We start from the raw sequence: 22,895 nt of genomic DNA, 5'->3' as shown, positions 1-22,895 counted from the left end.
GCTATTCGATGAGCGGCACGCTGCGCCTGATCGTCAAGGATTTCGGCTGGATACACACCTCGCTCGGCCTGGTGGGGAACGCGATGTTCTTCGTCGGCAGCGTGTTTTTCCTGCCCTCTTTCAGTTCTTACCAGACTCTGGGCGTTTGGCTCTTCATCATCGGCTCGTTCCTGATGCTGATCGGCGCGATGGGGGAGCTGGGCGTGAAGATCGTGGAGAGCCGGGAGTAACCGTCGCTCGAAGGGACTAAGAACCCTTCGAGCCGTTCGTCCGTTGCCCGAGCAAACCCCCGAAGCAACGGAGCAACCCCATGAAAACCGTAAAGGTCCGCAACCCCGCCAGTCTCGACAGCCTCGAAGTCGTCGACATCGACGCACCGGGCGAACCCGGCCCGGGCGAGGTGCGGGTCAAGCTGCACGCCTCCTCACTCAACTTCCACGACTATGCGGTGGTCGCGGGCATGATCCCGACCGAGGATGGCCGCATCCCGCTGTCGGACGGCGCGGGCGAGGTCGAGGCGGTGGGCGAAGGCGTGGAGGAGTTCTCGCCCGGCGACCGGGTCGTCTCGACCTTTTTTCCTGAGTGGCGCGACGGCCGCCCGCCGATGGGCAGTTTCGAGACGACGCCCGGCGACGGGATCGACGGTTTCGCCCGCGAATGCGTGGTCAAGCCGGTTTCCGCATTCACCCGGATGCCCGACAATCTCGACTACGTGCAGGCCGCCTGCCTGCCCTGCGCGGGGCTGACCGCGTGGCGCGCGCTGATGGAGGACGGAAACCTGAAGGCGGGGCAGACCGTCCTGCTCGAAGGCACGGGCGGGGTTTCGATGTTCGCGCTGCGCATCGCCAAGGCGGCAGGTGCGCGGGTGATCATCACCTCGAGTTCGGACGAGAAACTGGCCAGGGCGCGCGAACTCGGCGCCGATCACACGATCAATTACAAGAGCACCGAGAACTGGGGCGACAAAGCCTTCGACTGGGCCGGCGGCGGTGTCGATCATGTGGTCGAAGTCGGCGGGCCGGGCACGGTCAACCAGGCGATCGCGGCGATCCGGCCGGGCGGCCATATCCACCTGATCGGCGTGCTGACCGGCCGAAAGGGCGAGGTCGAGACCGCGGCGCTGATGGGCAAGATGGGGCGCTTGCAGGGCCTGACCGTCGGCAGCCGCGCGATGCAACTGCGCATGATCGCAGCGATCGAGGCGACGGGTATCGAGCCGGTCATCTCGGATCGCTTCGCACTGGCCGATCTGGCCGACGCCTTCCGTCACGAACAGGAGCAGAAACACTTCGGCAAGATCGTGGTCGATATCTGAGACCGCCGCGCAGCATCCTTGATTGGCGATCTGAGCCGGCTTCGGGCACTGTCTTGGCAGAGGGAGAGAAACCATGATCCGCCTATCCGCCATTTGCCTTGCCGCAGCGCCGCTGGCTCTTGCGCTTTCCGCCTGTGCGACCACGCCTGCGTCGACTGGTTCGAGCATGTGCGAGAAGGCCGGGAGAATCGGCCTGTTCGATCCGGCGCGCGACCTGCTTGTCGCCAATTACGACCGCAAGCCCGATGTCGACGATCTGCAGGCCGTGGCGGGACTGGGATCGGTCCTGAAAGACTCCGCGTCCTCTTGCGTCGATTACCTTGCCACCGCGGGGGCCTATGGTTCGCAAGGCGGCCAGTTCCTTCCCGCAGCCGAACTCTTCACGCTCGCTTTCGGGGATCGTTGGCAGGATGCCCATGCGAACCGCGAGGGGGCGATTGCCACGCTGGCGGCGCGTATGCGCGAAACGATCGCGGCGGGTGGCCGCGTGTGGGTGGCCGAGGCCGGGCAGTCGGATGTGACGGCTGCGGCGGTCGAGCGATTGCCCAGGGATATGTGGACCAGGGTACATGTCGTCCAGCACAGCTACTGGAACGAGAGCCAGAGTAGCGACGAGGCGATGCAGACGGTGGTCTACAACACGCGATACCACCGCATTCAAGATGGCAATTTCCCCGATAATGGCTCGCCCGCGTTCAACACGAAGGACGGCTCGCATTGGCAGGCGCTGCTCTCCGACCCGCGCATCGGGCCGATCTGGACCGAGGCGAAGCGCCTGTCCGACTACCACAATTCCAAGGCCGCTTACGTGAACCCCGCCGTGGCGGCGGGCGGACTGGATTTCTCCGACACGGTCGAGATCGCCTATATCTTCGGCTTCGATGACATGGCGGGAGTGGGCGAGTTCGTCGACCGGTTCGCGCGCAACTGAGCCCCGCGATGCAACCGCCCCTCAGCGCCGCGAGAGCGCTGCGCGCGCCAACTTGATCGGCATCAATGACCCCGTGGCCAACCCGCTGTATTCCAGCATCATGGCCATCAATGCGGGAGTCGTTTGATGTTTCGAATAACGCTCATCTTGTTGCCGATCGTAGCGACGACGCTCATGGGAATGGCGGTTATCGCGGTTCTCTCGATGGATATGCAGGCCGGATGGCAGCCGATCGCGATTGCGTCGGCGGCGGGCTTCCTCCTCGCGATCCCGATTTCGTGGCTCGTCGGTCGGAAGATCGTCGCCAAGACGGGCCTGGGCGGCTGACGATCGCAGGCAAGCTTGCTTGCGGTCCTGGCGCGACGCAGCCTATCGCGGGGCGATGCAACTGCCCCTCGGCGACGATCCGCGTACCGAAACGCTGCGCCAACTCCAGCCGCGGCTGATCCAGCGTTTCGGGCGGATCGAGCGCGCACCGAGAGAACGCCGCGCCCCTGCATGGGTGCTGGTGCAGGGGCTCATCGGCGCACGCACGAAGTCCGAAATTTCCAACGCCGCGACCGACCGTCTGCTGGCGAAGTACGGCAGTTGGGAAGCGGTGGCCGAGGCGCCGCTCCCAGACCTGCAAGCCGAGCTCGCCACGCAGACATATCCCAACGTGGCGGCCGAGCGGCTCAAGGCCTGCCTGACGGACATCGTGAAACAGCGCGGCGCTCTCGACCTGTCGCATCTGGAACCGATGGAAACGGCTGCCGCGATGGCATGGCTCGAAACGCTCCCCGGCGTCGGGCGCAAGATCGCGGCGGGGGTGGTCAATGCCTCGATACTCGACCGCAAGGCGATGGTACTCGATTCGCATCATCGCCGTGTGCTCCAGCGCATGGGGCTGGTCCCCCGCAGGGCCGACACGGCGCGCGCCTATGCCGCAATCGATCCGGTGCTTCCGCCCGAGTGGTCCGCGGCGGACTACGACGAGCATCACCTGCTGATGAAGGAAATCGGCCGGGCCTTCTGCCGACCGAGCAGCACCGACTGCGCGCGGTGCCCGGCGCAGGCGCTCTGCGAGACGGGCAGGGCCAAAGCCGCCTGATACCGACGATCTGCGGCGACGAATCGCCCGCCCTTGCATCGTCGCGCGTTTGGGGCGATCACCTGTGCATGGGGTGGGACGATTATTTTGCCGAGGATGCCGGGGGCATCGAAGCCGAAACGCGCGGCAAGTCGCGCACGCTCACCGTCGGGTGGGCGGTCAAGTGGGATGGCAAGGGTGGCTCGATCTGGGCGCCGCCGAAGGCCTTCAGCCGGTCCGACCCGCCAGCCCGAAGCGGCAAGTCGATCCAGGTGTGCCCGGCAGCGGTCGATTTCGACCGGCGGCATTTCGTCGTTCCCTGCCCGGTCGATCTGGAGCTGGCCTTCGTCCGCAATGCGCAGGGCGAACTGACGCTGACCGACAGGGGTGGCGAGAAGTCGGCGATGCGCCCGCAGGGGCGCGCCAACCTGTTCCAGATCCAGCCGCCGAACGAATGGCGCCATCCCGAACGCCCGATCATCCAGTTTACCGCGCCTTACGTGTTCGTCGCCGACGAACCGTGCTTCGTGGTGCAGACCCCGCCCTACCTGCACTGGTTTGCCGAGCAGCGGCCCGGCCTGCAGATGGGCGGTCGCTTCCCGATCCACATCTGGCCCCGCCCGCTGGCCTGGGCATTCGAGTGGTACGACCTATCGAAACCGCTCAAACTGAAACGCGGCGATCCGTGGTTCTACGTACATTTCGAGACGGAGAACCCGTCTGCGCGCGTGCGGCTGGTCGAACAGGAGATGACCGGCGAGCTGGAGCAATATCTCGATTCGATCATGGACGTGTCGAACTACGTCAACCAGACCTACGGCCTGTTCGCGCAGGCACAGCGCGAACGCCCGGCGAAGCTCCTCAAGCCCAAGGGCTGATTACCACGCATGCCCGCCCTCGATCGCGGCGGCTTCTGCAGGCGTGGTCTGGCGCCCGAGCAGATCGTTGCGATGCGGGAAGTGGCCGAAACGCGCGATGATCGCATGGTGATCGCGCGCGAAGGAAAGCGACCGGCCCAGCCGCGCAAACAGCGCCACGCTGCGTTGCTGGTCGAGAATCGCTTCGCTGTGCATGAAGGGCATGTAGAGAAATTGCCGCTCGACCGGCGTCAGCGCCCGATGCCAGCCGCGTGCGAGCACCTTGCGCGCGATCGCGCGGGCCAGCGGGTCGCTGGCAAAGGAAAGCGCGGAGCCGCGAAAGATATTGCGCGGCACCTGGTCGAACAGAAGCACGGCAGCGAGAGCACCGCGCGGGCTATCGAGAAATTCGTGCGGCTGGCGATGGCGCAGCGCGCGCCACTCGCGTTCGAAGCGGCGGCGCAGCGCATCGTCGACCGTTTCGTTCACCGCATACCAGTCGGCCGGGCCGAGCCTGGCAAACCAGACATGCTGCAGCTCGGCCATCCAGGGCCGAGGGGCCATCGTCATCCGGTCAGGACCCTGCGGCGACCTTCTTGTACGGGATGAAATCGCTCAGGAAGATATTGCCGGTGTAGAATTGCCCTGCGCGATCGCGGGTTCTGACGATATCGGTATTGCAGAATCTCGCTCCGGTCTTCTCCACGACCAGCAGATCGCCATCGTCGAGCGTTTCGGGGTCGCGGGTGTAGTTCACGTAGAGCGTCGTTCCGACCTCGTAGACCAGCGCAGTGCCGTCGATGATCGTGAAATCCCGAACCGGAAAGGCGCGGATGCACTTCTCGGGTTCGCCCGCGACGCGCCCTTGAAGCATCTTGGCGAGGCGTTCCTCACCCTTGGTGGGTTGATCGGCGGCCTGCTGGGCGACGGCAGGGGCAGAAAACGCAAGCGCGGCAAGCACCGGCGCAACAAATCGTAAATTCATGGCGGTTTCCTTTCGCTTGGACCTATCGCACATCCTGGCTGAACCAAGCCTTAGAACGCTGGAAAGCTCCCGCTGACACACGGTTCGCGCAGCGGGAGCGCCAGGGGCGTTCAGCCTTCGTCCTTCACCCGTTTGTAGGGGATGAAGTCGTCGAGGAAGATCACCCCGCTGAAGAAGTTGCCGCCCCGGCTGCGGGTGGTGATCTGCGTCGTCCGGCACAGCTGCGTGCCGGGGTTGTTCAGCACCAGATAGTCGCCATCGTCGAGCGATTCGGGGTGCTTGGTATAGTTGACGTAGACCGTGCTGCCCGATTCGTAGACCAGCGCGGTCTCGTCGATGATGTAGAGTCGGGCCGAGGGTCGATTGAGCACGCAATTGGTCGGCTCGCCCGCGACGCGGTCTTTCAGCAGCTTGTCGAGGCGTTCCTGCCCGCGGTCCGCGCGGGTGGTTTCCGAACCGGCGGTGGCGGGCATGGCGAAGGCGAGGGCGCCGATCGCGGCCAGAGCGGGAAGGGCAGAGCGAAGTGTCATGGCATCATCCTTTCGGGCGTACGATTACTACACCTTGCCTGAACAACGCATGAGAGGGGCATTGGTGCTCCGGACGGGGGACGATGCGGGCAAGAGCCGCGCAAAAGCCGCCTCAGTGGCCGGGGTCGGCGCCTTCGGAGATGTCGGGAAGGGCGGACTGGTCGACACCGTCGGCAGGCCCGCCTTCGAGCACGAAGCGCCGGTCGCAATAGCCGCAATCGACATAGCCGTGCTCGTCGATTTCGAGATAGACCTTGGGGTGGCCGAGGGCGGCGGCGCGATAAAGCTTCCCGCTGCGAATATCGGTGGCACCGTCGCACCACACGCGGCGCATGGTGACCTTGGAGATCTCGGGCGGAGGCGGCATGATCGACATGGGGGTGCGCATATCCGCGTGCTCGCCCCCGGGCAAGAGTGCGCGCGCAAAGCAGTGGCCAACAGCGGCGATGCGATTTAGGGCGGCGGCATGGAAAACCGGCCTGCGATATCGATCGACAACCTGACCAAGCGTTACGCGCCCAACAAGGGCGAAGGCGAAGGCAAGCTCGCGCTTAAGGGCGTCAGCTTCGAGGTGCCGCAGGGCGGCATTTTCGGCCTGCTCGGCCCCAATGGCGCGGGCAAGTCGACGCTGATCAACATCCTTGCCGGACTGGTCACGAAGTCCGGCGGGAACGCGCAGATCTGGGGCTTCGACACCGCGAAAAACCCGCGCAACGCCAAGCGTTCGATCGGGATCGTGCCACAGGAAATCGTCTTCGACCCGTTCTTCACCCCGTTCGAGGTGCTGGAGAATCAGGCGGGCTTCTACGGCATTCCCAAGGCGGAGCGGCGCAGCGAGGAACTGCTCAGGGCGGTGCGCCTGTGGGACAAGCGCGACGCCTACGCCCGCACTTTGTCGGGCGGGATGAAGCGCCGTCTGCTGATTGCCAAGGCGATGGTGCATTCGCCGCCGATCCTCGTGCTCGACGAGCCGACTGCGGGCGTCGATGTCGAGCTGCGGCGGCAGTTGTGGGAACTGGTGACCGAGCTCAACGCGCAGGGCGTCACCGTGGTGCTGACCACGCACTATCTCGAAGAGGCCGAGGAACTGTGCGACCGGATCGCGATCATCAACCATGGCGAGCTGATCGCCAACAAGCCGACTCGCGAACTGGTGAGCATGGCGCGCGAGAAGATTATCCGGCTGGAAGTCGACAAGGATTTTGCCGGCCCGCCAATGGACGAGATGTTCACGCGCGCCGAGATGACCGCCCCGCGCACGCTGGAAATTACCTATAATAGAGATCAGACGACCGCGGGGCAGGTGCTCACCATTGTTCAGGGGTATGGCTACGCGATCGAGGATGTCTCGACTCTCGAACCCGATCTGGAGGACGTGTTCGTCCAGCTGACCGGTGCGGGATAAGGCTTGCGTTGCGGGGGCGCGGACCGATGCCGAGAGGTTATCTCCTGAGGGTCACGCTAACCTTTGCTAAAGAGGTCGCCGCTAATGCGTAGGGGTGGGAAAATTCTCATCCTTATTCAAGACGTTGCGGAAGATCATTGTCCCGGCGTGCATTCTTGCCGTGCTGCTGGCCAGCCCGGCGAGCGCGCGATGCATTGGTAGCACCGATCCGCTCATCCAGCGGATGGAGCTGGAGATCGGGCGAAATCCTGCTGCGGCAGTCGATTCGATCACAAAAACCATTGCCGTTACCCAGCCTGCCGATACGCGCCGGCTGGCGGAACTGTACCTCGCCAAGTCTCATGCATTGTACATGAGCGGCGCGCCCTCTGCCCCATATGAAAAGGCGATGCAAAAGGCGCAGGAAATCGGCGGCGCTTTCGGCCCGAGCGATAATATCGGCATGTATCTGCGCATCGGCGAAGCTGTCGGGACGATGAAGGGGCCGGAAAAGCTGCAGGCGCTGAAATCGGTTGCTCGCGATTATGAAGCCTTGCCCGATGGCAGTCGCGCCAGGACCTGCCGCGGCATCGACCTTGCCTTCTATTACGACATGATCGAGCAGACGCGCGACGCGATGGCTTTTGCAACCCGCGCCTATCGCAATTCGGGGACCGATCGCACTTCGATCGAGCGGGCAAAGGCGGCCTCGGTCCTCGCCTTCCTGGTTTCGGAAGGCCATGACTTCGAATATGCCAACAAGCTGCATTCGGAAGCTTTTGCGATCATGCAAGAACTGAAGCTTACCGATCTCGCCTCCAACGAGGTGCTCTTGCGCGGCTATACGCACCTCGCTCGCGGCGACTGGAAGAGCGGGCTGGCGGATTTCGAAGAATCGGCCCGCCTCGCGCGCAGCTATGGCAATCAGTATGCCGTCGACTACGCGCTGATAGGTGTATGTGAAGCCGCGCTCGAGGGTAAGATGATCGCGCGGGCGGCACCGGCCTGCGAGCATGTCTATGACGCGATGGCCGTCCCGGGCGAGAGGATGGCTTTTCCGGCCACCATGCTGATGGCCAGCCTGCAGCTCGAGCAGGGCAGACCGGCGCGGGCGCTGCAACTTCTCGACCCGCTAATGGCGGACGGCAGGGGTGAAACCGCATCGGGCGTCTGGATCGGAGCGCTGAAAACGCGCGCGCAAGCGCTATCGGTACTGGGTCGCAATCGAGAAGCTTACGCCGCGATGCGCGAGGCACAGGCCGAGGCTAAAGACCATTACGACCGCGAACTGCAAAGCGGCGTTGCTGCGCTGCGGGCACGTTTCCAGACCGAGGAACTGCAAAGTCGCCTCTCTGCTGAGGAACGCGCAAGCAATGCGCGTCTGCGGCTTGCGATCGCGGTGATCGTCGGTTCGATCACCACGCTGGTGCTGCTTGGCACGCTGATCTTCTTCCTGCTGCGGCATCGTCGCCGCTTCCGCCACCTCGCCATGACCGATCCGCTGACCGGGCTGGCCAACCGACGGGCGACGCTGGAACGGGCGGACGAAGCACTTCGGATTCTGGGGACGGAGCGGCCGCGCGCGTCGGTTGCCCTGTTCGACATCGACCATTTCAAATCGTGCAACGATACCTATGGCCACGATGCGGGCGACCGGATCCTGAGCGAATTCGCGCGGATCATGGAAGACAGCGTTCGACCGACCGATATCGTGGGTCGCTGGGGCGGAGAGGAATTCCTCGCGATCTTCCCTGCGGCCAGCGCGCAGGAGGCCGAGCAAATCATCGACCATATGCGCCAGCGGGCCGCGAGCGAAGCGTTCGACTTCGCGCCCGATTACCGGCTGAAATTCAGCGCCGGGGTCGCGGTTCTCGAAGAAGCGGACGACCGTATGGGCGACTGCATAAAACTGGCCGACAAACGCCTCTATGCAGCCAAAGCGGCGGGGCGAAACCGGACCTGCGCCAGCGGCCAGACGGAGGATATCCGCGCGCTTTCCGAGAGGCTGCAAAAGGAAGTTGCCAAGGCCAGGGCCGCCTCTGCCGAAGCGGCCTGAGCTCGTCGTGGGCCGAAGCCCTATTGGCGCGGGTCAGTCGTCCAGCGACCAGTGTTCGGGCAGGCTTTCGACGCATTGCGCCATCGCCGCCACCGCACGGTCGCGTTCGACGCCGTCGAAGCCTACGAACAGCGCTGGTTCCTTGCTGCCCGCTTCGGTCAGCAGGAAGCCGCCGGTCGTGCGGACATCGTCGAAGTCGAACCGTAGCTGGGCGAGGGACGAGGAATATTGGTAGAAACCTGCCTTTGGCGATTTCTTGCTGAAGGCAGTCCGGCTCGCGACCACTCCGTCCAGAGTGCGGCGGTTGAGTTCGAATGTGGCGCCATGCGTGCCGATGTCGGTCGCCGCGAACAGGCTGAGCTGATTGGTCAGCACGGTGCGGCCGACCAGCAGGTTGACACCGGTCTGGTCCTTCTCGTTCACGAAAGTCATGATGCAGGTGGTGCCCTGGCGATCGACCTTAACGAAGTGGAGATCGTCGGAAGTCTGCAGGAAGACCTTGGGTTCCAGCTCCTGCGCCGCTGCGGGCAGGGCGATGCCGGCGATCGTGCAGGCGGCAAGAAGGCCAGTGGAACGGATTGTGCGAATGCTCACTGACGGATGCCCTCACGCTGTTGAAAACGGGCTGCAATCCTTCGATCCGCACGCGCGCCCTGTCCAATGACAAAAACCGTCATGCTGGCGCGCGCGACACCGCGATCGCCGGAAGTTTAGCCCGCGTTAGCCATTCCCGTGGCGAGAGGCTTAAGGCCCGCCTGCCATATTGCACGCTGTCGCTATCCCCCGGCGGCAAGCAAGAAACAGGCATTTTCATGTCGCTCAAAGGCTATAACGGCCCGGTCAACCTGCCGGACCGCTACGTGGTTTCATCCACCCGACCGATCCATGCGAACGACAACGCACAGGCCGCTCATCCGCGCGCCCGGCAATCGAACCAGGCCGTCCCGAGGAAGTCCGTCGCGCCATCATGCGAGATCGTCGAACTCGTCTGACCGAGTGACGACCGGTCGGATTCCCCCCCCCCCTTGCCGATACGACGGGCGGTGGCCGATCCGCTTGTCGCATGACAAATCCTGTCATAGGCGTGCGGGATGACAGGCGATCACGATATTCTGGTTATCGGCTCGGGCGCAGCCGGCCTCACCGCCGCACTCGCCTTGGCCGAGGAAAAGCGCGTGCTGGTGCTGGCCAAGGGCTCGCTCACCGGCGGCAGTACCGCGTGGGCGCAGGGCGGCATTGCCGCCGTGCTCGATGCGGGCGACACGTTCGAGGATCACATCCACGATACGATGGTCGCGGGCGCGGGGCTGAACGACCGCGACACGGTCGAATTCGTGATCGAGCGGGCACCCCATGCGATCGATCGGCTGATCGAGCTGGGCGTGCCTTTCAACAAGGAAAGCGGCGCGCTGCACCTCACCCGCGAGGGCGGCCATTCGCACCGGCGGATCGTGCATGTGAACGACGCGACCGGCTGGGCGGTGCAGGAGGCGCTGCTCAAGGCGGCAGAGGCCAATCCCAACATCACGATGCTGCCGGGCCGCACGTGCATCGACCTGATCACCGGGCGGCACGAAGAACGCTATTCGGGCGCGGGCCAGGTGTGGGGTGCCTATGCGCTCGACGAAGCGACTGGCGAAGTCGAAGCACATGTCGCTCGTGCCACCGTGCTTGCCGCAGGCGGCGCGGGCCGCTGCTACCTCTTCTCCACGGCTCCCCGGGGAGCCACCGGTGACGGGATCGCGATGGCGTGGCGCGCGGGTGCGCGCGTCTCCAACATGGAGATGATGCAGTTTCACCCGACCTGCCTCTACAATCTCGAGGTCAAGAACTTCCTCGTCACCGAGGCGGTGCGCGGCGAGGGCGGGCGGCTGTTCAACCCGCGCACCGGCGACCGCTTCATGGAAAGCTACGACCCCGAGCGGCTGGAGCTGGCCCCGCGCGATATCGTCGCGCGCGCGATCGATGCCGAGATCAAGCGCTACGGCCTCGATTACGTGCATCTCGACATCAGCCACCGTGATCCCGAGTTCGTGAAGGAGCATTTCCCGACGATTCACGAAAAGCTGCTGGGCCTCGGGATCGACATGACCACCCAGCCGATCCCCGTGGTGCCCGCGCAGCACTATACCTGCGGCGGGGTGCTGGTGGATCTTTATGCCCGCACCGATCTGCCCGGCCTGTGGGCGGCGGGCGAATGTACCGAGAGCGGGCTGCACGGCGCCAATCGCCTTGCGTCCAACTCGCTGCTCGAATGCTTCGTCTTCGGCGAGGCGGCGGCGCGCGATATCCTTTCGATGTGGGACGAGCTCGATGCCCCGCCGCCGATCCGCCCATGGGATGCGAGCCGGGTGACCGATTCGGACGAAGAGGTCGTCATCAAGCAGAACTGGACCGAGATCCGCCGCTTCATGTGGAACTATGTCGGCATCGTGCGTACGACCAAGCGGCTCGAACGTGCGGCCAATCGCATCCGCCTGCTGCAATCCGAGGTGGAGGATTATTACGGCCAGTTCCGCGTCACCACCGATCTGATCGAGCTGCGCAACCTGTTGCAGGCGGCCGACCTGATCGTCACCTGCGCGCTCAAACGGCAGGAAAGCCGCGGTTTGCACTTCACGCTCGACCATCTGGAGACCGATCCCGTAGCGGTCGATACGGTCCTGCTGCCGCGCTGATTTTATAACAATTGCTAATTATGGCCGAATAGCGGCGCTCGGCCATTGGTGGGGTGAGCCGCCCATCGGGGCGGATGCAAACAGAGGAAATCATTTCCATGAAAAAGATCGCACTTTTCGCCGCCCTTCCCGTCGCCGCCCTCGCGCTGAGCGCGTGCGGTGAAGACAGCGCCGTGGAAGAGCAGGGCGACATGCTCGAAGAGCGTGCCGACGAAGTCGAAGATTACGGCGACGATCAGGCTGCCGCTCTCGAAGAGCAGGCCGACGAAGCGCCGACCGACGCTCAGGAAGACGCGCTGAACGCCCGCGCCGAAGAAATCGACGACATTGGTGACGAACGCGCCGACGCAATCAACGAGCGCGCCGACGAAATGGAATAAGGCCAAGCGCCTGATAAAAGCCGACTTTCGGCAAGAGGGCCCTCGCCAGCAATGGCGGGGGTCTTTTGCATGGCGCGTCGCGACTTTTCGACCGGGCCGGGGCTGTTAGCCGACCCGCGCGACAAGCTGAATCCGTCCAGCGATTTTTTCCCACAGTTTGATGGCGCGGGCAGCGCGCTTCCGAATCGGCGCGACCGGTGCCTTTGCCGACTCGTCCAGACCTTTCGGCGCGTCGTCCGGTCCTTTTTTGCGGGGTCTTGCCCTTGCGCGTCCCGCCTCGCTGATTCATGTTCACTCTCCTTCGCGATCCGGTCCTATCCGGGCGACCTGCAACAGGGGTCTCGCGAAGGCGCATCGATGGCGCGGGGGCACCCCGCCAATGCGCGGTTTTGAACACAGCATGGGGCGTCGCGCAGGCTTCCCATCCGTAAATGCTTTAGGGGCGGAACTATGGAATTCAGCACTGGCGAGGCCGATATCTCCACCACTGAAGACAACACGGCGCGACCCGCTGGCAAGAGGGCCAAGGCCGGCAAGAATAACGCGGCGAAGGCCGCCGCAAAGCGGGGCGCACAGACCCCCGATGCAAAGGCAGTAACGATGGACAAGCAAGACAGCGGATCGGAAGAACTGGTGGCAGCCGCCGCCGCCGATGCCGTGGCCAAGGCGGTCGCGGCCAGCGCCGGCGGCGAGGATGTGTCCGACAGCAAGAAGGTTAATCCGCGTCGTTTCGAGATCGTTACCGACGCCGCCCGCGATGCGAACCTGACCGAATTCGGCAAGGAAACGCTGAAAGATCGCTACCTGCTCCCGGGCGAGGATTTCCAGGATCTGTTCGCCCGCGTGGCCGATGCCTACGCCGACGATCAGGAGCACGCGCAGCGGCTCTACGACTATATCTCGAACCTGTGGTTCATGCCCGCGACGCCCGTTCTCTCGAACGGCGGCACCGCGCGCGGCCTGCCCATTTCATGCTATCTCAACTCGGTGGAAGACAGCCTCAACGGCATCGTCGACACCTGGAACGAGAATGTGTGGCTCGCCTCCAAGGGCGGCGGCATCGGCACCTACTGGGGCAATGTGCGCGGGATCGGCGAGCCGGTCGGCCTCAACGGCAAGACCAGCGGGATCATTCCCTTCGTGCGCGTGATGGACTCGCTGACGCTGGCGATCAGCCAGGGCTCGCTTCGCCGTGGCTCGGCCGCGTGCTACATCGACATCAACCACCCGGAGATCGAGGAATTCCTCGAAATCCGTAAGCCCAGCGGCGATTTCAACCGCAAGGCGCTGAACCTGCACCACGGCGTTCTCGTCACCGACGAGTTCATGGAAAAGGTCCGCGCGGGCGAGGAATTTGACCTCGTTTCGCCGCGCGATGGCTCCGTGCGCAAGACGGTCGACGCGCGCTCGCTGTTCCAGAAGCTGGTCGAGACGCGGCTGGCCACGGGCGAGCCTTACATCGTGTTCTCGGACACCGTGAACAACATGATGCCCAAGCACCACCGCGATCTCGGGTTGAAGGTTTCGACCTCCAACCTGTGCAGCGAGATCACGCTGCCGACGGGCAAGGACCACCTCGGCAACGACCGTACGGCAGTGTGCTGCCTCAGCTCGCTCAACCTCGAAAAGTGGGACGAGTGGAACGGCGACAAGAAGTTCATCGAGGATGTCATGCGCATGCTCGACAACGTGCTGCAGGATTATATCGACCGCGCACCGCCGGAAATGGCGCGCGCCAAGTATTCCGCTTCGCGCGAACGCTCGGTCGGCCTGGGCGTGATGGGGTTCCACTCGTTCCTCCAGTCGAAGAACCTGGCATTGGAAGGGCCGATGGCGAAAGCGTGGAACATCAAGATGTTCCAGCACATCTCCACCGCCGCCAACGAGGCATCGATGATGCTCGCGCACGAGCGTGGGCCGTGCCCCGATGCCGAAGAAATGGGCGCGATGGAGCGGTTCAGCTGCAAGATGGCGATCGCACCGACCGCGTCGATCAGCATCATCTGCGGCGGCACCTCGGCCTGTATCGAGCCGATTCCGGCGAACATCTACACCCACAAGACCCTGTCGGGCAGCTTCGTGGTCAAGAACCCCTACCTGCAGGAACTGCTCGCGAAGAAGAGCAAGGATTCGACCAATGTGTGGAATTCGATCCTCGAGCGTGGCGGTTCGGTCGCCCATCTCGACTTCCTGACGCCGGAAGAAAAGGCGACCTACCGGACCAGCTTCGAAGTCGACCAGCGCTGGCTGCTCGAATTCGCGGCCGATCGTGCGCCGATGATCGACCAGGCGCAGAGCCTCAACCTCTTCATCCCCGCCGATGTCGACAAGTGGGACCTGATGATGCTGCACTTCCACGCGTGGGAAAAGGGCATCAAGTCACTCTATTACCTGCGCTCCAAGAGCGTGCAGCGGGCAGGCTTTGCGGGCGGCGTGGAGGCGGACAACACCGCCGAGGCCGCGAAGTACGAACTGGCCGCAGGCGCGGGCGAAGAAACCGATTACGAGGAATGCCTCGCCTGTCAGTAGGGGCCTTGCGATAGAGCTGCATCGGTACGGTCGGTCGCCAGGTTTTTGCGGAAAGCTGTGCGCTTGGGGGGATGAAGATGCGTAACCCGGGTTTGATTCTCATCCTGCTGGTGGTCGGCGTGTTGCTGCTGCCGCTCGCGATGTGGGGCGTGCCGCAATACCGCTTGTACTCGGAGAGACTGGCGGGGGAGGCGAGGCTGGCGGAAGCGCAGTCTTCCCGCAGGATCGCGATTCTCGAAGCCGAAGCGCGAAGGGAAAGCGCGGTTGCGCTCGCCGAGGCGGAAGTCCTGCGAGCAGAGGGCGCCGCGCGTGCCAACAAGATTTTGCAGAATTCACTCGGCGGGCCCGAAGGTTACCTGCGCTACCTACAGATTCAGGCACTCGAGCGGGCGAACGCGAACCTGATCTACGTGCCGACCGAAGCCGGTTTGCCGGTGACCGAAGCATCACGGCTGTCATCCCGCCGGGAAGTGGATTAGCGCTTCCTCCGCATCACCGCGCCAGCCGTGCGCTGCGCGCAAAAGGTGCTGTTTCGCGTGGGACTTTTCCGGGCCACCAAGCACACGGCCCGGCTCCCGCCAGTCCGATACTTGCGCCCATGCTTTGAGCCGGGAAGTCTTCCCATGCGATCATCGTGGAGGGATCCTGCGCGGCACATCATATGGGAAATCGGCGTTCGGACTTGCAGCGGCGGTCGCGCTGCGCGTGCTTGCGCCATATTACGATGCCCGGCCGCAGGAGGACATTCTCGACCTCAGGCTGGGTAGGAATGTCGTGGGCCGTCCGGTCGAGCATACCTGCAGTTTCAACTCGACACGCGACTTGCGGATCGAGAAGAGCTATTCACATCCTGATCAGAACAGCCCGAGGGTAAGCGCACATCGCCCGGCGCGTTTCGCGGCGCTCCCCAAAATGTTCAGCCCATTGCGGCGCATGCAACGAAACATGCGCCTGAGCGATGGGCGTCGCGGTTGCGGAAGTCTCTTGCGCTCCCACCAATCGCGGTCTTCTTCGCGCTCCACCGCATCGCGCCGTTCCGCCTTCACGAGATCCGTATAGCATTCGACGGCCTGACCGATGCTGGCGGACAAACCTCCCTTGATCATGCAGCCCATGAACGGATCGGGAGAAGGCAGGGCGTCGACCAGATTTTCGATCGCATGGCCCAGATATCTGACGGAGTCGCCCACGGGTTCGGCGATACTGTTGAGATAGGGTCTATCGAAATTGATCGCTTCGGGGGGCGGGAGCGGGGCGCTAGCCAGGTCGACCGAATAGGTGTTCTCGCCCAGAGTAATTTCCGCGCGTCCCTCGAACGGATTGATCGAGACCGACGCTTTGAGCGTCGCGATCGGTCGCCTGTCGGAGGAGCGATCGCCCGCCTCGAACTTCAGCGCCCGCACGACCATTCGGAAGCTGTCTTCCATGATCGCGGAATCGTCGAAATCGAGGGCCAGGGCGTAGTCGTAACCGTCCTCACCCTGAATTGTTATGTGCTGGATGCTTGGCATGACCTTTCGTCCCGAATTCAGTCAGCGAACCCGGCACGATAGTACACTTTGAAATGCGAAGAGGCGACCCCCGTACCTATCCGGGGGGGGGGAGCGGCACTTCAGTCGCATACAAGAAACCCCGGCGCACCGAGATGGCGCTCCGGGGTTCTCTTATCGATAGGCCGTCAGACCGGCTTATCGAAATATCGGTTATGCAGGCGCAGTCGCCTTGTTGCCGAGGCCGACGGGAAGGGGCGTGCCTTCCTTCAGGACGACGCGGTTCTCTTCGAGCTTGTCCACCGCGTCGAGCGCGATGAAATGGTGCTGGCTGTCCATCGCATCGGACTTGGTCAGCTTGATGCGCTCGTCTTCGACTTCGTCCACCGTGCCGACGTGCTGGCCGGTCGTGTCGACGATTTCCATGTGTTCCTTGATGCGGATCTTCTCGAACATAAAATGCTCCAATCTTTCGTTTTTAATCAAAGGCCTGCTTTGGCCTTGTGTATGTGTAGAGAACGGCTGTGGGCGCCGGATCGTTCCTCGTTTCGTCGACCGAGAGCCACGCTTCGCGATCCGGTGACCCGCTGAAGCTCAGCCCTTGGCCGGATCTTCCTCGCGCGTGTCATCGTCGCGCGTCTCCTCCACGCGCGGCCCGGTGCGAGGCGGTTCGATCCCGCCGCTTTCCTTCTTCAACGTGACCCTGCGGCTGTCGCCCGGTTCGTAATCGCGATCTTTCATGGGGTGTTTCCTTTCACCCCACCAAACCATTGAGTGAAAAGCGCTGTTCCTTCATGCTTTGGACCATGGGGGGCGGAGAGATCATCCGGATCGGGGCGAGCGGGTTTACTCCCGACGAGCTGTGGTGGCTGCTCGTCCCGGCGCTCGTCGGAGGCGCGATCCCGCTTGTCCCGTGGGCGCGGTGGCGGTTTCGCGAGTGGCGCATCGCCCGCGCCGTCGCGAAGGGCAACCACGACCATGCCGAGCTGCTGGCGCTCGATCATGAATACGACGAACCGCCCCGTTCGCTGCGCCAGATCCTTGCGGGGGCTGCCTTCGTCCTTGTCGGCATGCCCGCGCTGTTCGTCTTCCAGGAAAACTTCATGGACGAGCTCGAGCATGTTCTGGGCGAGGGCTGGGGCTTCCTCGCGATGGGGCTCACCTTCGGCTTCGTCACATTCTGCGCCCATCTGTGGGATCGGGCCCGCCGCAACATGATGTCGCCCGAAGAACTCGCCGCGCTGGAGGAAGAGGAGGAGCACCGGCGCTCGATGCAATCGATCGACGGCGATGCGATGCCCGGCCTGATCTTTGCAGTCGCGGGCGGGGCGGCGATCCTGACGGCAATCTATTTTCTCGCCGAAGCGATCACCCCCGGCTAGCCGCGGCCCCGGGCCAAAGGCGGTAGCATCGCGCCCGGCTTATCCCCGACCCATTGGCCATGCTTGCTATCGAATCACCGCTGTGATTCCTTATGTTACCAGACCCACCAAGATCCCAACCACCGCAGAAGGCCCCCGCGCCCCGGAGAACCACCAATGTCGCTGCTCGAAGCCCGCAAGACCTACAAGCCCTTCGAATATCCGTGGGCGTACGACTTCTGGAAGCGCCAGCAGCAGGTTCACTGGATGCCCGAGGAAGTGCCGCTGGGCGAGGATTGCCGCGACTGGGCGCAGAAGCTGTCGGAGCACGAGCGTAACCTGCTCACGCAGATCTTCCGCTTCTTCACCCAGGCCGATGTCGAGGTGCAGGACTGCTATCACGAGAAATACGGCCGGGTCTTCAAGCCGACCGAGATCAAGATGATGCTCGCCTCGTTCTCCAACATGGAGACGATCCACATTGCGGCCTACAGCCACCTGCTCGACACGATCGGCATGCCCGAAAGCGAGTACGGCATGTTCCTTGAATACGAGGAGATGAAGGACAAGCACGACTACCTGCAGCAGTTCGGCGTCGACACGGACGAGGATATCGCCCGCACGCTCGCCGCGTTCGGCGGTTTCACCGAAGGCATGCAGCTGTTCGCCAGCTTCGCGATGCTGATGAACTTCCCGCGCTACAACAAGATGAAGGGCATGGGGCAGATCGTCAGCTGGTCGGTCCGCGACGAAAGCCTTCACTGCGAAGGCATCATCCGCCTGTTCCACGAATTCGTGCGCGAGCGCGACTGCTACACCAAGGCGGTGAAGGAAGACATTATCGACATCTGCCAGAAGTCGGTGCGGCTGGAAGACAACTTCATCGACCTCGCCTTCGAGATGGGCCCGGTCAGCGGCATGACCGCGAAGGAAATCAAGAAGTACATCCGCTACATCGCAGACTGGCGGCTGGGCCAGCTGGGCCTGCAGCCGATCTACATGATCGACGAGCACCCGCTGCCGTGGCTGACCCCGCTGCTGAACGGCGTGGAGCACGCCAACTTCTTCGAACAGCGCGCCACCGAATATTCCAAGGGCGCCACCAAGGGCGACTGGAACACGGTGTGGAGCACCTTCGACAAGCGCCAAGGCGCCGGCAAGGCCGCGAACGAGGAAGAGGCCGACGACGGCCCGGGGCTGTTCGGGGATGATGGCGAGGGTGTGCAGGCGGCGGAGTAGGTCTTAATTCAGCAGCGAGATGGCGCAGTTCTTCACCTCCGATGGATGGCAAATATTCGCGTCAATCGCGAGTGTTGTCGGTCTTGGTGTGGCTGTTGTTGGGATTTTCATCGCAATTTCCCAACTGAATAGAATTGAGACGTCAACTGAAGCGTCGAGAAAAGCGATTGCCGCTTTGAAACTTCGAATCTCGCAGTTTGATATTTATCAGGAAGTCGCGGTTGCGGAAAGCGCGCTCAGTCGACTTAAAGACGAATTGAATAACGAAGACGCAGATGTCTGGCGTCGAACATGCGATGGCCTTGTGAAATCTCTTATTGCGATCAAAGAGCATATGTCTGCTGCCGATGTGGTCACAAAGATGACCCTTAAGGAGGCGGTCAGTCATGCGACCAATTTAGAAGCCAGACCAGATATTGAAAGAAGATCATCCCAAAACGATCTTTCAAAGACACAAGAGAGTTTCAGAGAGATACACGCCGCACTCGTTAAAATCCGCATTAAGATACAAAGAGAACAATAATGCCTCAAGCTCTAGGTCAATTTCGTGCGCTGGTCGAAGGACTTCATCGTCAGACTTTGATTGGAGAACGGCAGTGGACGAGCGCCTCAACGAAAAACACTTTTGCGACGAAAGTTGGTGACAAGCGCATCGAGGTGCTCAAGGAAGTCAGCGATAGGGGCTCCGACATCTGGATCATAGTTTACGATTCAACCGGTACGGCGGTGGAGTCATTCAGTGATAATACGTTCGGAGATCTACGTCCTACCGTGGGTGATTACGGAGGGTATTACCCTTTGATGAAGGACCTTTTCGATGCCGCTGGGCGGAACGCTCGTGGAGCCGATAAGGTCATATCAGATCTACTCAACGATTTAGGGTTGTCCGAGATTCAAGGCGGCGAGGACGATATACCCTTTTAGCGGCTTTGGGACCCAATCTTAGGGACACCAGATATCAAGGAGCGGAGACGCCCGGCTGCAGTGTGAAGGCGAAAGTGTATCTGATTTGATTCGTGTGCCGGCGCATTTAGAAGCTCGAAAGCAGCGATCACGTGAATGCGCTTGCTTACTCTGTAGTGAAGGAAGCAGCGGCGTAAAATCGGCTATCTTCCTATTTGCAGCATCTGGCCTGTTGGGCCATTCGTTCAGCGGGTGCGGCCCACAAGGCTGAAATTAAGGCGCAAGCGGGACGTCCGCCTCGCCACCGCGCCGCGCCGACACGCGCGGGCCGACATGCGCGGCTTGCGGCGATAGCGGCCTGCGTTGAGGCCATCCAAATAGGTCCCGCCTCGTGCGCACCTCTCGGCCCGCCCGGCGCACTCTACCCCTCACCGCCAATAATCCCGCCGCTCGGCGCCGTCATAGCGGCCCGAGCGCAGGCAGCAGCGTTTGAAATCTCTTCCCCGAATCGCACGGGCACGGGTCGTTCCGCCCGAGCTTTTCGAGCAGTTCGATCTCGCCGCCCTTGATCATCCGCAGCTTTCCGTTCTTGGGGCGCTTCACCCGCTTCTCGCTGGGGAAGCCCTTACGCCGCTTGCTGGTCCGCTCGAAAGCTTGGGCCGGTGTCGTAGTGTTCGTAATCGTGGGTCATCGTAACCTCCTGTTATTGTGCCCGGACGCACCGCGCGCCCGGGCACTCACTCAATGGATCGAATGCCGATCCGGCATGGCGACGATCTGCCAGCGGTCGCGGTAGAGCAGCTGGCCCGGGTCGCGGGTCCAGTTGCGCTCCACCGGCACGCCGCATTCCTCGACCAGGCTGACGAGCGCTTCCATATGGGCAAGCATCTCGCGCGCATCGTCGCGGAACCAGCAGACGCCGTCGCTGAACCACCGCCCGCGCGCCTTCACGTCGAAGCGCTCGGGCACGGGCAACTGATCGTTGAACCAGTCCAGTTCGCGCCGCAGCGCGAGCAGCACCGGATCACTATCGTGCTCGCCATTCCAATAGAGATTGCAGGCGAGCCGGAACGGCCCCGGCGCAAGGCGCGCACGCGTAACCGTGCCGCCGTGCTCCGTGGGCACGGTAAATCGCAGATACATGCAAATTCCCCCGCGAGGGGCTGTCAGGCAGGCGCGCGTTCCTTCGAACGCGGGCCGACACTCACGCTCAGGCGCGTGCTATCCCTGTGGCGCGGGAAACAGCAGTGCAAACATCGGCTACCTCCCTCACAGGTGAAGCTGTCGCGCGGGCGGACCATCCTCCGGCGGGTGCAGCCCGATAGATCGGGCCGTGCAGAAGGCAAGCGCGGACCGCGCTGGGTGTGCGACCCGCGCTGTCCTACAGGCGAGGCGCAGTGCTAGGCTTTTGCGCGCATGTCCGCCGTCTTTCCCATGTACTGCACTGTTGGTGCCCGGCCATTCAGGCTGCGAACAGCGCGCGCGCTTTTTTGCTTCTGGACACTGTGTCAGGTGTGTCAGGCCATCGCCCCGGGGCATCGCCATCGACGGCTTTCGATCGCCGCTCGCAGCGCTCAAATCGCGCCCGCAGCCTTGCTCAGCACCAGTTCTTGCCCCTGCCGCCCCAGCGGCTGGCAACACCGTGTGCCGCCAGCGCCTCGACCGCGCTCTCGCCGTTTCGCGCCAGCACGTGCAGCTTGCGGCCGTAGCGGTCGGTGTCGCGGCCTTCGGGGTTGGGGTGGACCTCGAACGCGCCTGCGTTGAGCCACCGCGTCAACCGCTCGGTCGCACGTTCGCCGACGATCCGCTCCGCCTCGCAGGACGGCTGCGAGATTTCCGGCGCGTCGATATCGGCGATGCGGATCTTGGTGCCTTCCAGCCAGATCGTGTCGCCATCGACCACGCAGGTATGCCGCGCGCCGCCAATGCAGCGCGAAAAACGCGCCGAGACGATCTGCCGCGCTTGGGCCGCCGGCGTCTTGCCCGGCCCTGCCGCCACCACACCGGGCACGCCGTCGGCAAAGAGGATCGCGGTGAACACCGCCAGCGGCGCCGCGACCAGCACCACGCCGAAGACCCGAGCCGAAACGTGCCAGGCCGCACCCGAAGATCGCTCTCCACCCACGCGATTTCCCGCACCATTCCCGACGCGACTTCGGTCGCGACGAAAGCCGGTTCGACGAAATGGCACGGGTTCTCCCATGCTCGCATCATCGCGCAGAATTCCTCAAGAAGAAGTGAACGCCATCCCCTGCGAAGAGCTGCTAAGCCGTTCAAAAGAGACGTGTCTTGGCCTTGGCTGCGATGCTCGCTCAACCAGTCGGGAGGGCGCTTGCGTCTTCGCTCCTGCGGCTTACCCTGCGCCACGAAGCCCAGGGAGTCCCGTTCATGTCCGTCAGATACGCACTCACCGCCATCGCCATCCTGTCCGGCGTCATCGCACCCCCGGCGGCGCAGGCGTGCAGCGTCGTTTCCGATTATCGCGTGCCGACCAATCTGGAGCTGGCAGCCGATGCTCAGCTCATCCTCCTCGGCAGGGTGAGCGGCGGCGATGAGGCTGAAGGGCCGTTCGAGTCGGCGATTACGGTCGAACCCGTCGAAGCCGTCAAGGGCACGATGCCGCCCGCACCGATCACGATCCGAGGTGCCTACACGGTCGAGGACACGAACGGGCGCGGCTACTACGTATTCAGCGATCCCTACGAACTCGAAGAGGCCCACCCGCTGAGCTACATCGGCGGCTGTATCCGTTACATGTTCCCCGCCGATACCACCGCGCTGTTCTTCCTCGAACGGCGCGATGGCGAATGGCGATCGGCCGGTGGGCCCTTTTCGCGCTGGGCGGAAGACGTGCTGGCCGAGGATGCGCCGTGGCTGAGGCTGACGCGGTTCTACGCCAAGGTTGCTGCAGCCCCATCCGATGCGCGGGTCGCCATGCTCGAAGCGGAGCGCATGATCCTTCTCACGCAAGAGGATCGCGCATCGCAGCTGATGGCGCAGGATATTGGACGCCAGCTGGACGGGCCGAACGAGCCCTGGAACATCATCATGCAGCGCGCGATCGAGAGCCGGGACTGGGGCCGTATCGAAAATGAGGAGCGGGAGGCGAGGGAAGCACGCGCTGCCGAGGCCGACACGATGGCCGAGGACATCATGACCGAAGATATCGACGAAGAGTGATCGTCTGC

The 22,895-nt window shown here is 63.2% G+C and carries 29 protein-coding genes; 18 read left to right on the top strand and 11 right to left on the bottom strand.

All coding sequences use genetic code 11. From position 1 onward, the window contains the following. The first annotated feature begins 8 nt into the window (after positions 1-8). The 6 genes from AAG612_RS09195 (at position 9) to AAG612_RS09170 (ending at position 4,193) form a co-directional block, all read left to right on the top strand. Complete coding sequence (locus AAG612_RS09195) at positions 9-230, top strand: YrhK family protein (protein WP_342509491.1); 222 nt, start codon at positions 9-11, stop codon at positions 228-230. A gap of 80 nt (positions 231-310) precedes the next feature. Then, positions 311-1,315, top strand: a complete 1,005-nt coding sequence (locus AAG612_RS09190) for a zinc-dependent alcohol dehydrogenase family protein (RefSeq protein ID WP_342509489.1) — start codon at positions 311-313, stop codon at positions 1,313-1,315. 73 nt (positions 1,316-1,388) lie between these two features. Further along, the gene (locus AAG612_RS09185) at positions 1,389-2,246 is read left to right on the top strand and encodes a hypothetical protein (protein WP_342509488.1); all 858 of its coding nucleotides are present in this window, start codon (positions 1,389-1,391) and stop codon (positions 2,244-2,246) included. Between the two features lie 126 nt (positions 2,247-2,372). After that, the gene (locus AAG612_RS09180) at positions 2,373-2,573 is read left to right on the top strand and encodes a hypothetical protein (protein ID WP_342509486.1); all 201 of its coding nucleotides are present in this window, start codon (positions 2,373-2,375) and stop codon (positions 2,571-2,573) included. Between the two features lie 55 nt (positions 2,574-2,628). Further along, complete coding sequence (locus AAG612_RS09175) at positions 2,629-3,336, top strand: endonuclease III domain-containing protein (RefSeq protein ID WP_342509484.1); 708 nt, start codon at positions 2,629-2,631, stop codon at positions 3,334-3,336. A gap of 68 nt (positions 3,337-3,404) precedes the next feature. Next, positions 3,405-4,193, top strand: coding sequence for a hypothetical protein (locus AAG612_RS09170; RefSeq protein WP_342509482.1), 789 nt, complete (start codon positions 3,405-3,407; stop codon positions 4,191-4,193). Here the strand turns inward: AAG612_RS09170 and AAG612_RS09165 are convergent, their stop codons facing one another. The 4 genes from AAG612_RS09165 to AAG612_RS09150 form a co-directional block, all read right to left on the bottom strand. After that, entirely contained in the window at positions 4,194-4,742 is a 549-nt protein-coding gene (locus AAG612_RS09165; RefSeq protein ID WP_342509481.1) for a DUF924 family protein, read from the bottom strand. A gap of 4 nt (positions 4,743-4,746) precedes the next feature. After that, on the bottom strand, positions 4,747-5,157 hold the full coding sequence (locus AAG612_RS09160) for a hypothetical protein (protein WP_342509479.1): 411 nt from the start codon (positions 5,155-5,157) through the stop codon (positions 4,747-4,749). Between the two features lie 110 nt (positions 5,158-5,267). Next, positions 5,268-5,687, bottom strand: a complete 420-nt coding sequence (locus AAG612_RS09155) for a hypothetical protein (RefSeq protein ID WP_342509477.1) — start codon at positions 5,685-5,687, stop codon at positions 5,268-5,270. Positions 5,688-5,799: 112 nt separating this feature from the next. After that, positions 5,800-6,054 (bottom strand): zinc-finger domain-containing protein, encoded by a 255-nt coding sequence (locus AAG612_RS09150; protein ID WP_342510329.1) that lies wholly within the window; start codon positions 6,052-6,054, stop codon positions 5,800-5,802. A 99-nt stretch (positions 6,055-6,153) separates the two neighbouring features. Here AAG612_RS09150 and AAG612_RS09145 point away from each other — a divergent pair, with 99 nt between their 5' ends. Together AAG612_RS09145 and AAG612_RS09140 are read left to right on the top strand one after the other, a co-directional pair. Continuing rightward, the gene (locus tag AAG612_RS09145; RefSeq protein ID WP_342509475.1) at positions 6,154-7,092 is read left to right on the top strand and encodes an ABC transporter ATP-binding protein; all 939 of its coding nucleotides are present in this window, start codon (positions 6,154-6,156) and stop codon (positions 7,090-7,092) included. A gap of 160 nt (positions 7,093-7,252) precedes the next feature. Then, the gene (locus AAG612_RS09140) at positions 7,253-9,127 is read left to right on the top strand and encodes a GGDEF domain-containing protein (RefSeq protein WP_342509472.1); all 1,875 of its coding nucleotides are present in this window, start codon (positions 7,253-7,255) and stop codon (positions 9,125-9,127) included. A 33-nt stretch (positions 9,128-9,160) separates the two neighbouring features. Here the strand turns inward: AAG612_RS09140 and AAG612_RS09135 are convergent, their stop codons facing one another. Further along, positions 9,161-9,721, bottom strand: coding sequence for a hypothetical protein (locus tag AAG612_RS09135; RefSeq protein WP_342509469.1), 561 nt, complete (start codon positions 9,719-9,721; stop codon positions 9,161-9,163). 20 nt (positions 9,722-9,741) lie between these two features. Here AAG612_RS09135 and AAG612_RS09130 point away from each other — a divergent pair, with 20 nt between their 5' ends. The 5 genes from AAG612_RS09130 to AAG612_RS09110 all read left to right on the top strand — a co-directional run bounded on the left by AAG612_RS09130 (position 9,742) and on the right by AAG612_RS09110 (position 15,193). Beyond that, entirely contained in the window at positions 9,742-10,119 is a 378-nt protein-coding gene (locus AAG612_RS09130; RefSeq protein WP_342509466.1) for a hypothetical protein, read from the top strand. A 99-nt stretch (positions 10,120-10,218) separates the two neighbouring features. Then, on the top strand, positions 10,219-11,805 hold the full coding sequence (gene nadB, locus AAG612_RS09125; protein ID WP_342509464.1) for an L-aspartate oxidase: 1,587 nt from the start codon (positions 10,219-10,221) through the stop codon (positions 11,803-11,805). A 98-nt stretch (positions 11,806-11,903) separates the two neighbouring features. Next, positions 11,904-12,185 (top strand): hypothetical protein, encoded by a 282-nt coding sequence (locus AAG612_RS09120; protein ID WP_342509462.1) that lies wholly within the window; start codon positions 11,904-11,906, stop codon positions 12,183-12,185. Between the two features lie 450 nt (positions 12,186-12,635). Next, the gene (locus AAG612_RS09115) at positions 12,636-14,714 is read left to right on the top strand and encodes a ribonucleoside-diphosphate reductase subunit alpha (protein ID WP_342509460.1); all 2,079 of its coding nucleotides are present in this window, start codon (positions 12,636-12,638) and stop codon (positions 14,712-14,714) included. 71 nt (positions 14,715-14,785) lie between these two features. After that, on the top strand, positions 14,786-15,193 hold the full coding sequence (locus tag AAG612_RS09110; RefSeq protein ID WP_342509458.1) for an SPFH domain-containing protein: 408 nt from the start codon (positions 14,786-14,788) through the stop codon (positions 15,191-15,193). 375 nt (positions 15,194-15,568) lie between these two features. Here the strand turns inward: AAG612_RS09110 and AAG612_RS09105 are convergent, their stop codons facing one another. The 3 genes from AAG612_RS09105 to AAG612_RS09095 all read right to left on the bottom strand — a co-directional run bounded on the left by AAG612_RS09105 (position 15,569) and on the right by AAG612_RS09095 (position 16,945). Further along, positions 15,569-16,225, bottom strand: coding sequence for a hypothetical protein (locus AAG612_RS09105; protein WP_342509456.1), 657 nt, complete (start codon positions 16,223-16,225; stop codon positions 15,569-15,571). Between the two features lie 192 nt (positions 16,226-16,417). Then, positions 16,418-16,660 carry a DUF2171 domain-containing protein gene (locus AAG612_RS09100; RefSeq protein WP_342509455.1) on the bottom strand — a complete coding sequence of 81 codons (243 nt, stop codon included), beginning with the start codon at positions 16,658-16,660 and terminating at the stop codon, positions 16,418-16,420. Positions 16,661-16,798: 138 nt separating this feature from the next. After that, positions 16,799-16,945, bottom strand: a complete 147-nt coding sequence (locus AAG612_RS09095) for a hypothetical protein (RefSeq protein ID WP_342509453.1) — start codon at positions 16,943-16,945, stop codon at positions 16,799-16,801. A gap of 53 nt (positions 16,946-16,998) precedes the next feature. On the opposite strand from AAG612_RS09095, the gene AAG612_RS09090 reads away from it, so the two are divergent. From AAG612_RS09090 to AAG612_RS09075, 4 genes are all read left to right on the top strand, one after another. Further along, a complete protein-coding gene (locus tag AAG612_RS09090) occupies positions 16,999-17,586 on the top strand; it encodes a hypothetical protein (RefSeq protein ID WP_342509451.1) in 588 nt (195 codons plus the stop codon). Positions 17,587-17,742: 156 nt separating this feature from the next. Then, complete coding sequence (locus AAG612_RS09085) at positions 17,743-18,804, top strand: ribonucleotide-diphosphate reductase subunit beta (RefSeq protein ID WP_342509449.1); 1,062 nt, start codon at positions 17,743-17,745, stop codon at positions 18,802-18,804. Between the two features lie 19 nt (positions 18,805-18,823). Next, complete coding sequence (locus AAG612_RS09080) at positions 18,824-19,327, top strand: hypothetical protein (protein WP_342509447.1); 504 nt, start codon at positions 18,824-18,826, stop codon at positions 19,325-19,327. Next, the gene (locus AAG612_RS09075; RefSeq protein WP_342509445.1) at positions 19,327-19,728 is read left to right on the top strand and encodes a hypothetical protein; all 402 of its coding nucleotides are present in this window, start codon (positions 19,327-19,329) and stop codon (positions 19,726-19,728) included. Before AAG612_RS09080 ends, AAG612_RS09075 begins: the two co-directional genes overlap by 1 nt. A 438-nt stretch (positions 19,729-20,166) precedes the next feature. Here the strand turns inward: AAG612_RS09075 and AAG612_RS16315 are convergent, their stop codons facing one another. From AAG612_RS16315 to AAG612_RS09065, 3 genes are all read right to left on the bottom strand, one after another. After that, the gene (locus tag AAG612_RS16315; RefSeq protein ID WP_425341843.1) at positions 20,167-20,280 is read right to left on the bottom strand and encodes an SEC-C metal-binding domain-containing protein; all 114 of its coding nucleotides are present in this window, start codon (positions 20,278-20,280) and stop codon (positions 20,167-20,169) included. Positions 20,281-20,448: 168 nt separating this feature from the next. Then, on the bottom strand, positions 20,449-20,850 hold the full coding sequence (locus AAG612_RS09070; protein ID WP_342509443.1) for a hypothetical protein: 402 nt from the start codon (positions 20,848-20,850) through the stop codon (positions 20,449-20,451). 454 nt (positions 20,851-21,304) lie between these two features. Then, positions 21,305-21,832: a thermonuclease family protein gene (locus tag AAG612_RS09065; RefSeq protein WP_342509441.1), complete on the bottom strand. Its 528-nt coding sequence runs from the start codon at positions 21,830-21,832 to the stop codon at positions 21,305-21,307. Positions 21,833-22,095: 263 nt separating this feature from the next. On the opposite strand from AAG612_RS09065, the gene AAG612_RS09060 reads away from it, so the two are divergent. Further along, entirely contained in the window at positions 22,096-22,887 is a 792-nt protein-coding gene (locus AAG612_RS09060) for a hypothetical protein (RefSeq protein ID WP_342509439.1), read from the top strand. Positions 22,888-22,895 lie beyond the last annotated feature (8 nt).

The sequence above is a fragment of the Citromicrobium bathyomarinum genome, assembly GCF_038594605.1.
Classification (GTDB): Bacteria; Pseudomonadota; Alphaproteobacteria; order Sphingomonadales; family Sphingomonadaceae; genus Alteriqipengyuania; species Alteriqipengyuania bathyomarina_B.
The sequence above is the reverse complement of the archived record's forward strand: the minus strand, read 5'-3'. Positions and strand labels throughout refer to the sequence as shown.

Excerpts from the sequence above, each read along its gene's own strand:
- AAG612_RS09195 (WP_342509491.1), top strand. The coding sequence starts at position 9 with ATGAGCGGCACGCTGCGCCTGATCGTCAAGGATTTCGGCTGGATACAC.
- AAG612_RS09190 (WP_342509489.1), top strand. The coding sequence starts at position 311 with ATGAAAACCGTAAAGGTCCGCAACCCCGCCAGTCTCGACAGCCTCGAA.
- AAG612_RS09185 (WP_342509488.1), top strand. The coding sequence starts at position 1,389 with ATGATCCGCCTATCCGCCATTTGCCTTGCCGCAGCGCCGCTGGCTCTT.
- AAG612_RS09180 (WP_342509486.1), top strand. The coding sequence starts at position 2,373 with ATGTTTCGAATAACGCTCATCTTGTTGCCGATCGTAGCGACGACGCTC.
- AAG612_RS09175 (WP_342509484.1), top strand. The coding sequence starts at position 2,629 with ATGCAACTGCCCCTCGGCGACGATCCGCGTACCGAAACGCTGCGCCAA.
- AAG612_RS09170 (WP_342509482.1), top strand. The coding sequence starts at position 3,405 with ATGGGGTGGGACGATTATTTTGCCGAGGATGCCGGGGGCATCGAAGCC.
- AAG612_RS09165 (WP_342509481.1), bottom strand. The coding sequence starts at position 4,742 with ATGACGATGGCCCCTCGGCCCTGGATGGCCGAGCTGCAGCATGTCTGG.
- AAG612_RS09160 (WP_342509479.1), bottom strand. The coding sequence starts at position 5,157 with ATGAATTTACGATTTGTTGCGCCGGTGCTTGCCGCGCTTGCGTTTTCT.
- AAG612_RS09155 (WP_342509477.1), bottom strand. The coding sequence starts at position 5,687 with ATGACACTTCGCTCTGCCCTTCCCGCTCTGGCCGCGATCGGCGCCCTC.
- AAG612_RS09150 (WP_342510329.1), bottom strand. The coding sequence starts at position 6,054 with ATGCCGCCTCCGCCCGAGATCTCCAAGGTCACCATGCGCCGCGTGTGG.
- AAG612_RS09145 (WP_342509475.1), top strand. The coding sequence starts at position 6,154 with ATGGAAAACCGGCCTGCGATATCGATCGACAACCTGACCAAGCGTTAC.
- nadB (WP_342509464.1), top strand. The coding sequence starts at position 10,219 with ATGACAGGCGATCACGATATTCTGGTTATCGGCTCGGGCGCAGCCGGC.
- AAG612_RS09120 (WP_342509462.1), top strand. The coding sequence starts at position 11,904 with ATGAAAAAGATCGCACTTTTCGCCGCCCTTCCCGTCGCCGCCCTCGCG.
- AAG612_RS09115 (WP_342509460.1), top strand. The coding sequence starts at position 12,636 with ATGGAATTCAGCACTGGCGAGGCCGATATCTCCACCACTGAAGACAAC.
- AAG612_RS09110 (WP_342509458.1), top strand. The coding sequence starts at position 14,786 with ATGAAGATGCGTAACCCGGGTTTGATTCTCATCCTGCTGGTGGTCGGC.
- AAG612_RS09105 (WP_342509456.1), bottom strand. The coding sequence starts at position 16,225 with ATGCCAAGCATCCAGCACATAACAATTCAGGGTGAGGACGGTTACGAC.
- AAG612_RS09100 (WP_342509455.1), bottom strand. The coding sequence starts at position 16,660 with ATGTTCGAGAAGATCCGCATCAAGGAACACATGGAAATCGTCGACACG.
- AAG612_RS09095 (WP_342509453.1), bottom strand. The coding sequence starts at position 16,945 with ATGAAAGATCGCGATTACGAACCGGGCGACAGCCGCAGGGTCACGTTG.
- AAG612_RS09090 (WP_342509451.1), top strand. The coding sequence starts at position 16,999 with ATGCTTTGGACCATGGGGGGCGGAGAGATCATCCGGATCGGGGCGAGC.
- AAG612_RS09085 (WP_342509449.1), top strand. The coding sequence starts at position 17,743 with ATGTCGCTGCTCGAAGCCCGCAAGACCTACAAGCCCTTCGAATATCCG.
- AAG612_RS09080 (WP_342509447.1), top strand. The coding sequence starts at position 18,824 with ATGGCGCAGTTCTTCACCTCCGATGGATGGCAAATATTCGCGTCAATC.
- AAG612_RS09075 (WP_342509445.1), top strand. The coding sequence starts at position 19,327 with ATGCCTCAAGCTCTAGGTCAATTTCGTGCGCTGGTCGAAGGACTTCAT.
- AAG612_RS16315 (WP_425341843.1), bottom strand. The coding sequence starts at position 20,280 with ATGATCAAGGGCGGCGAGATCGAACTGCTCGAAAAGCTCGGGCGGAAC.
- AAG612_RS09070 (WP_342509443.1), bottom strand. The coding sequence starts at position 20,850 with ATGTATCTGCGATTTACCGTGCCCACGGAGCACGGCGGCACGGTTACG.
- AAG612_RS09060 (WP_342509439.1), top strand. The coding sequence starts at position 22,096 with ATGTCCGTCAGATACGCACTCACCGCCATCGCCATCCTGTCCGGCGTC.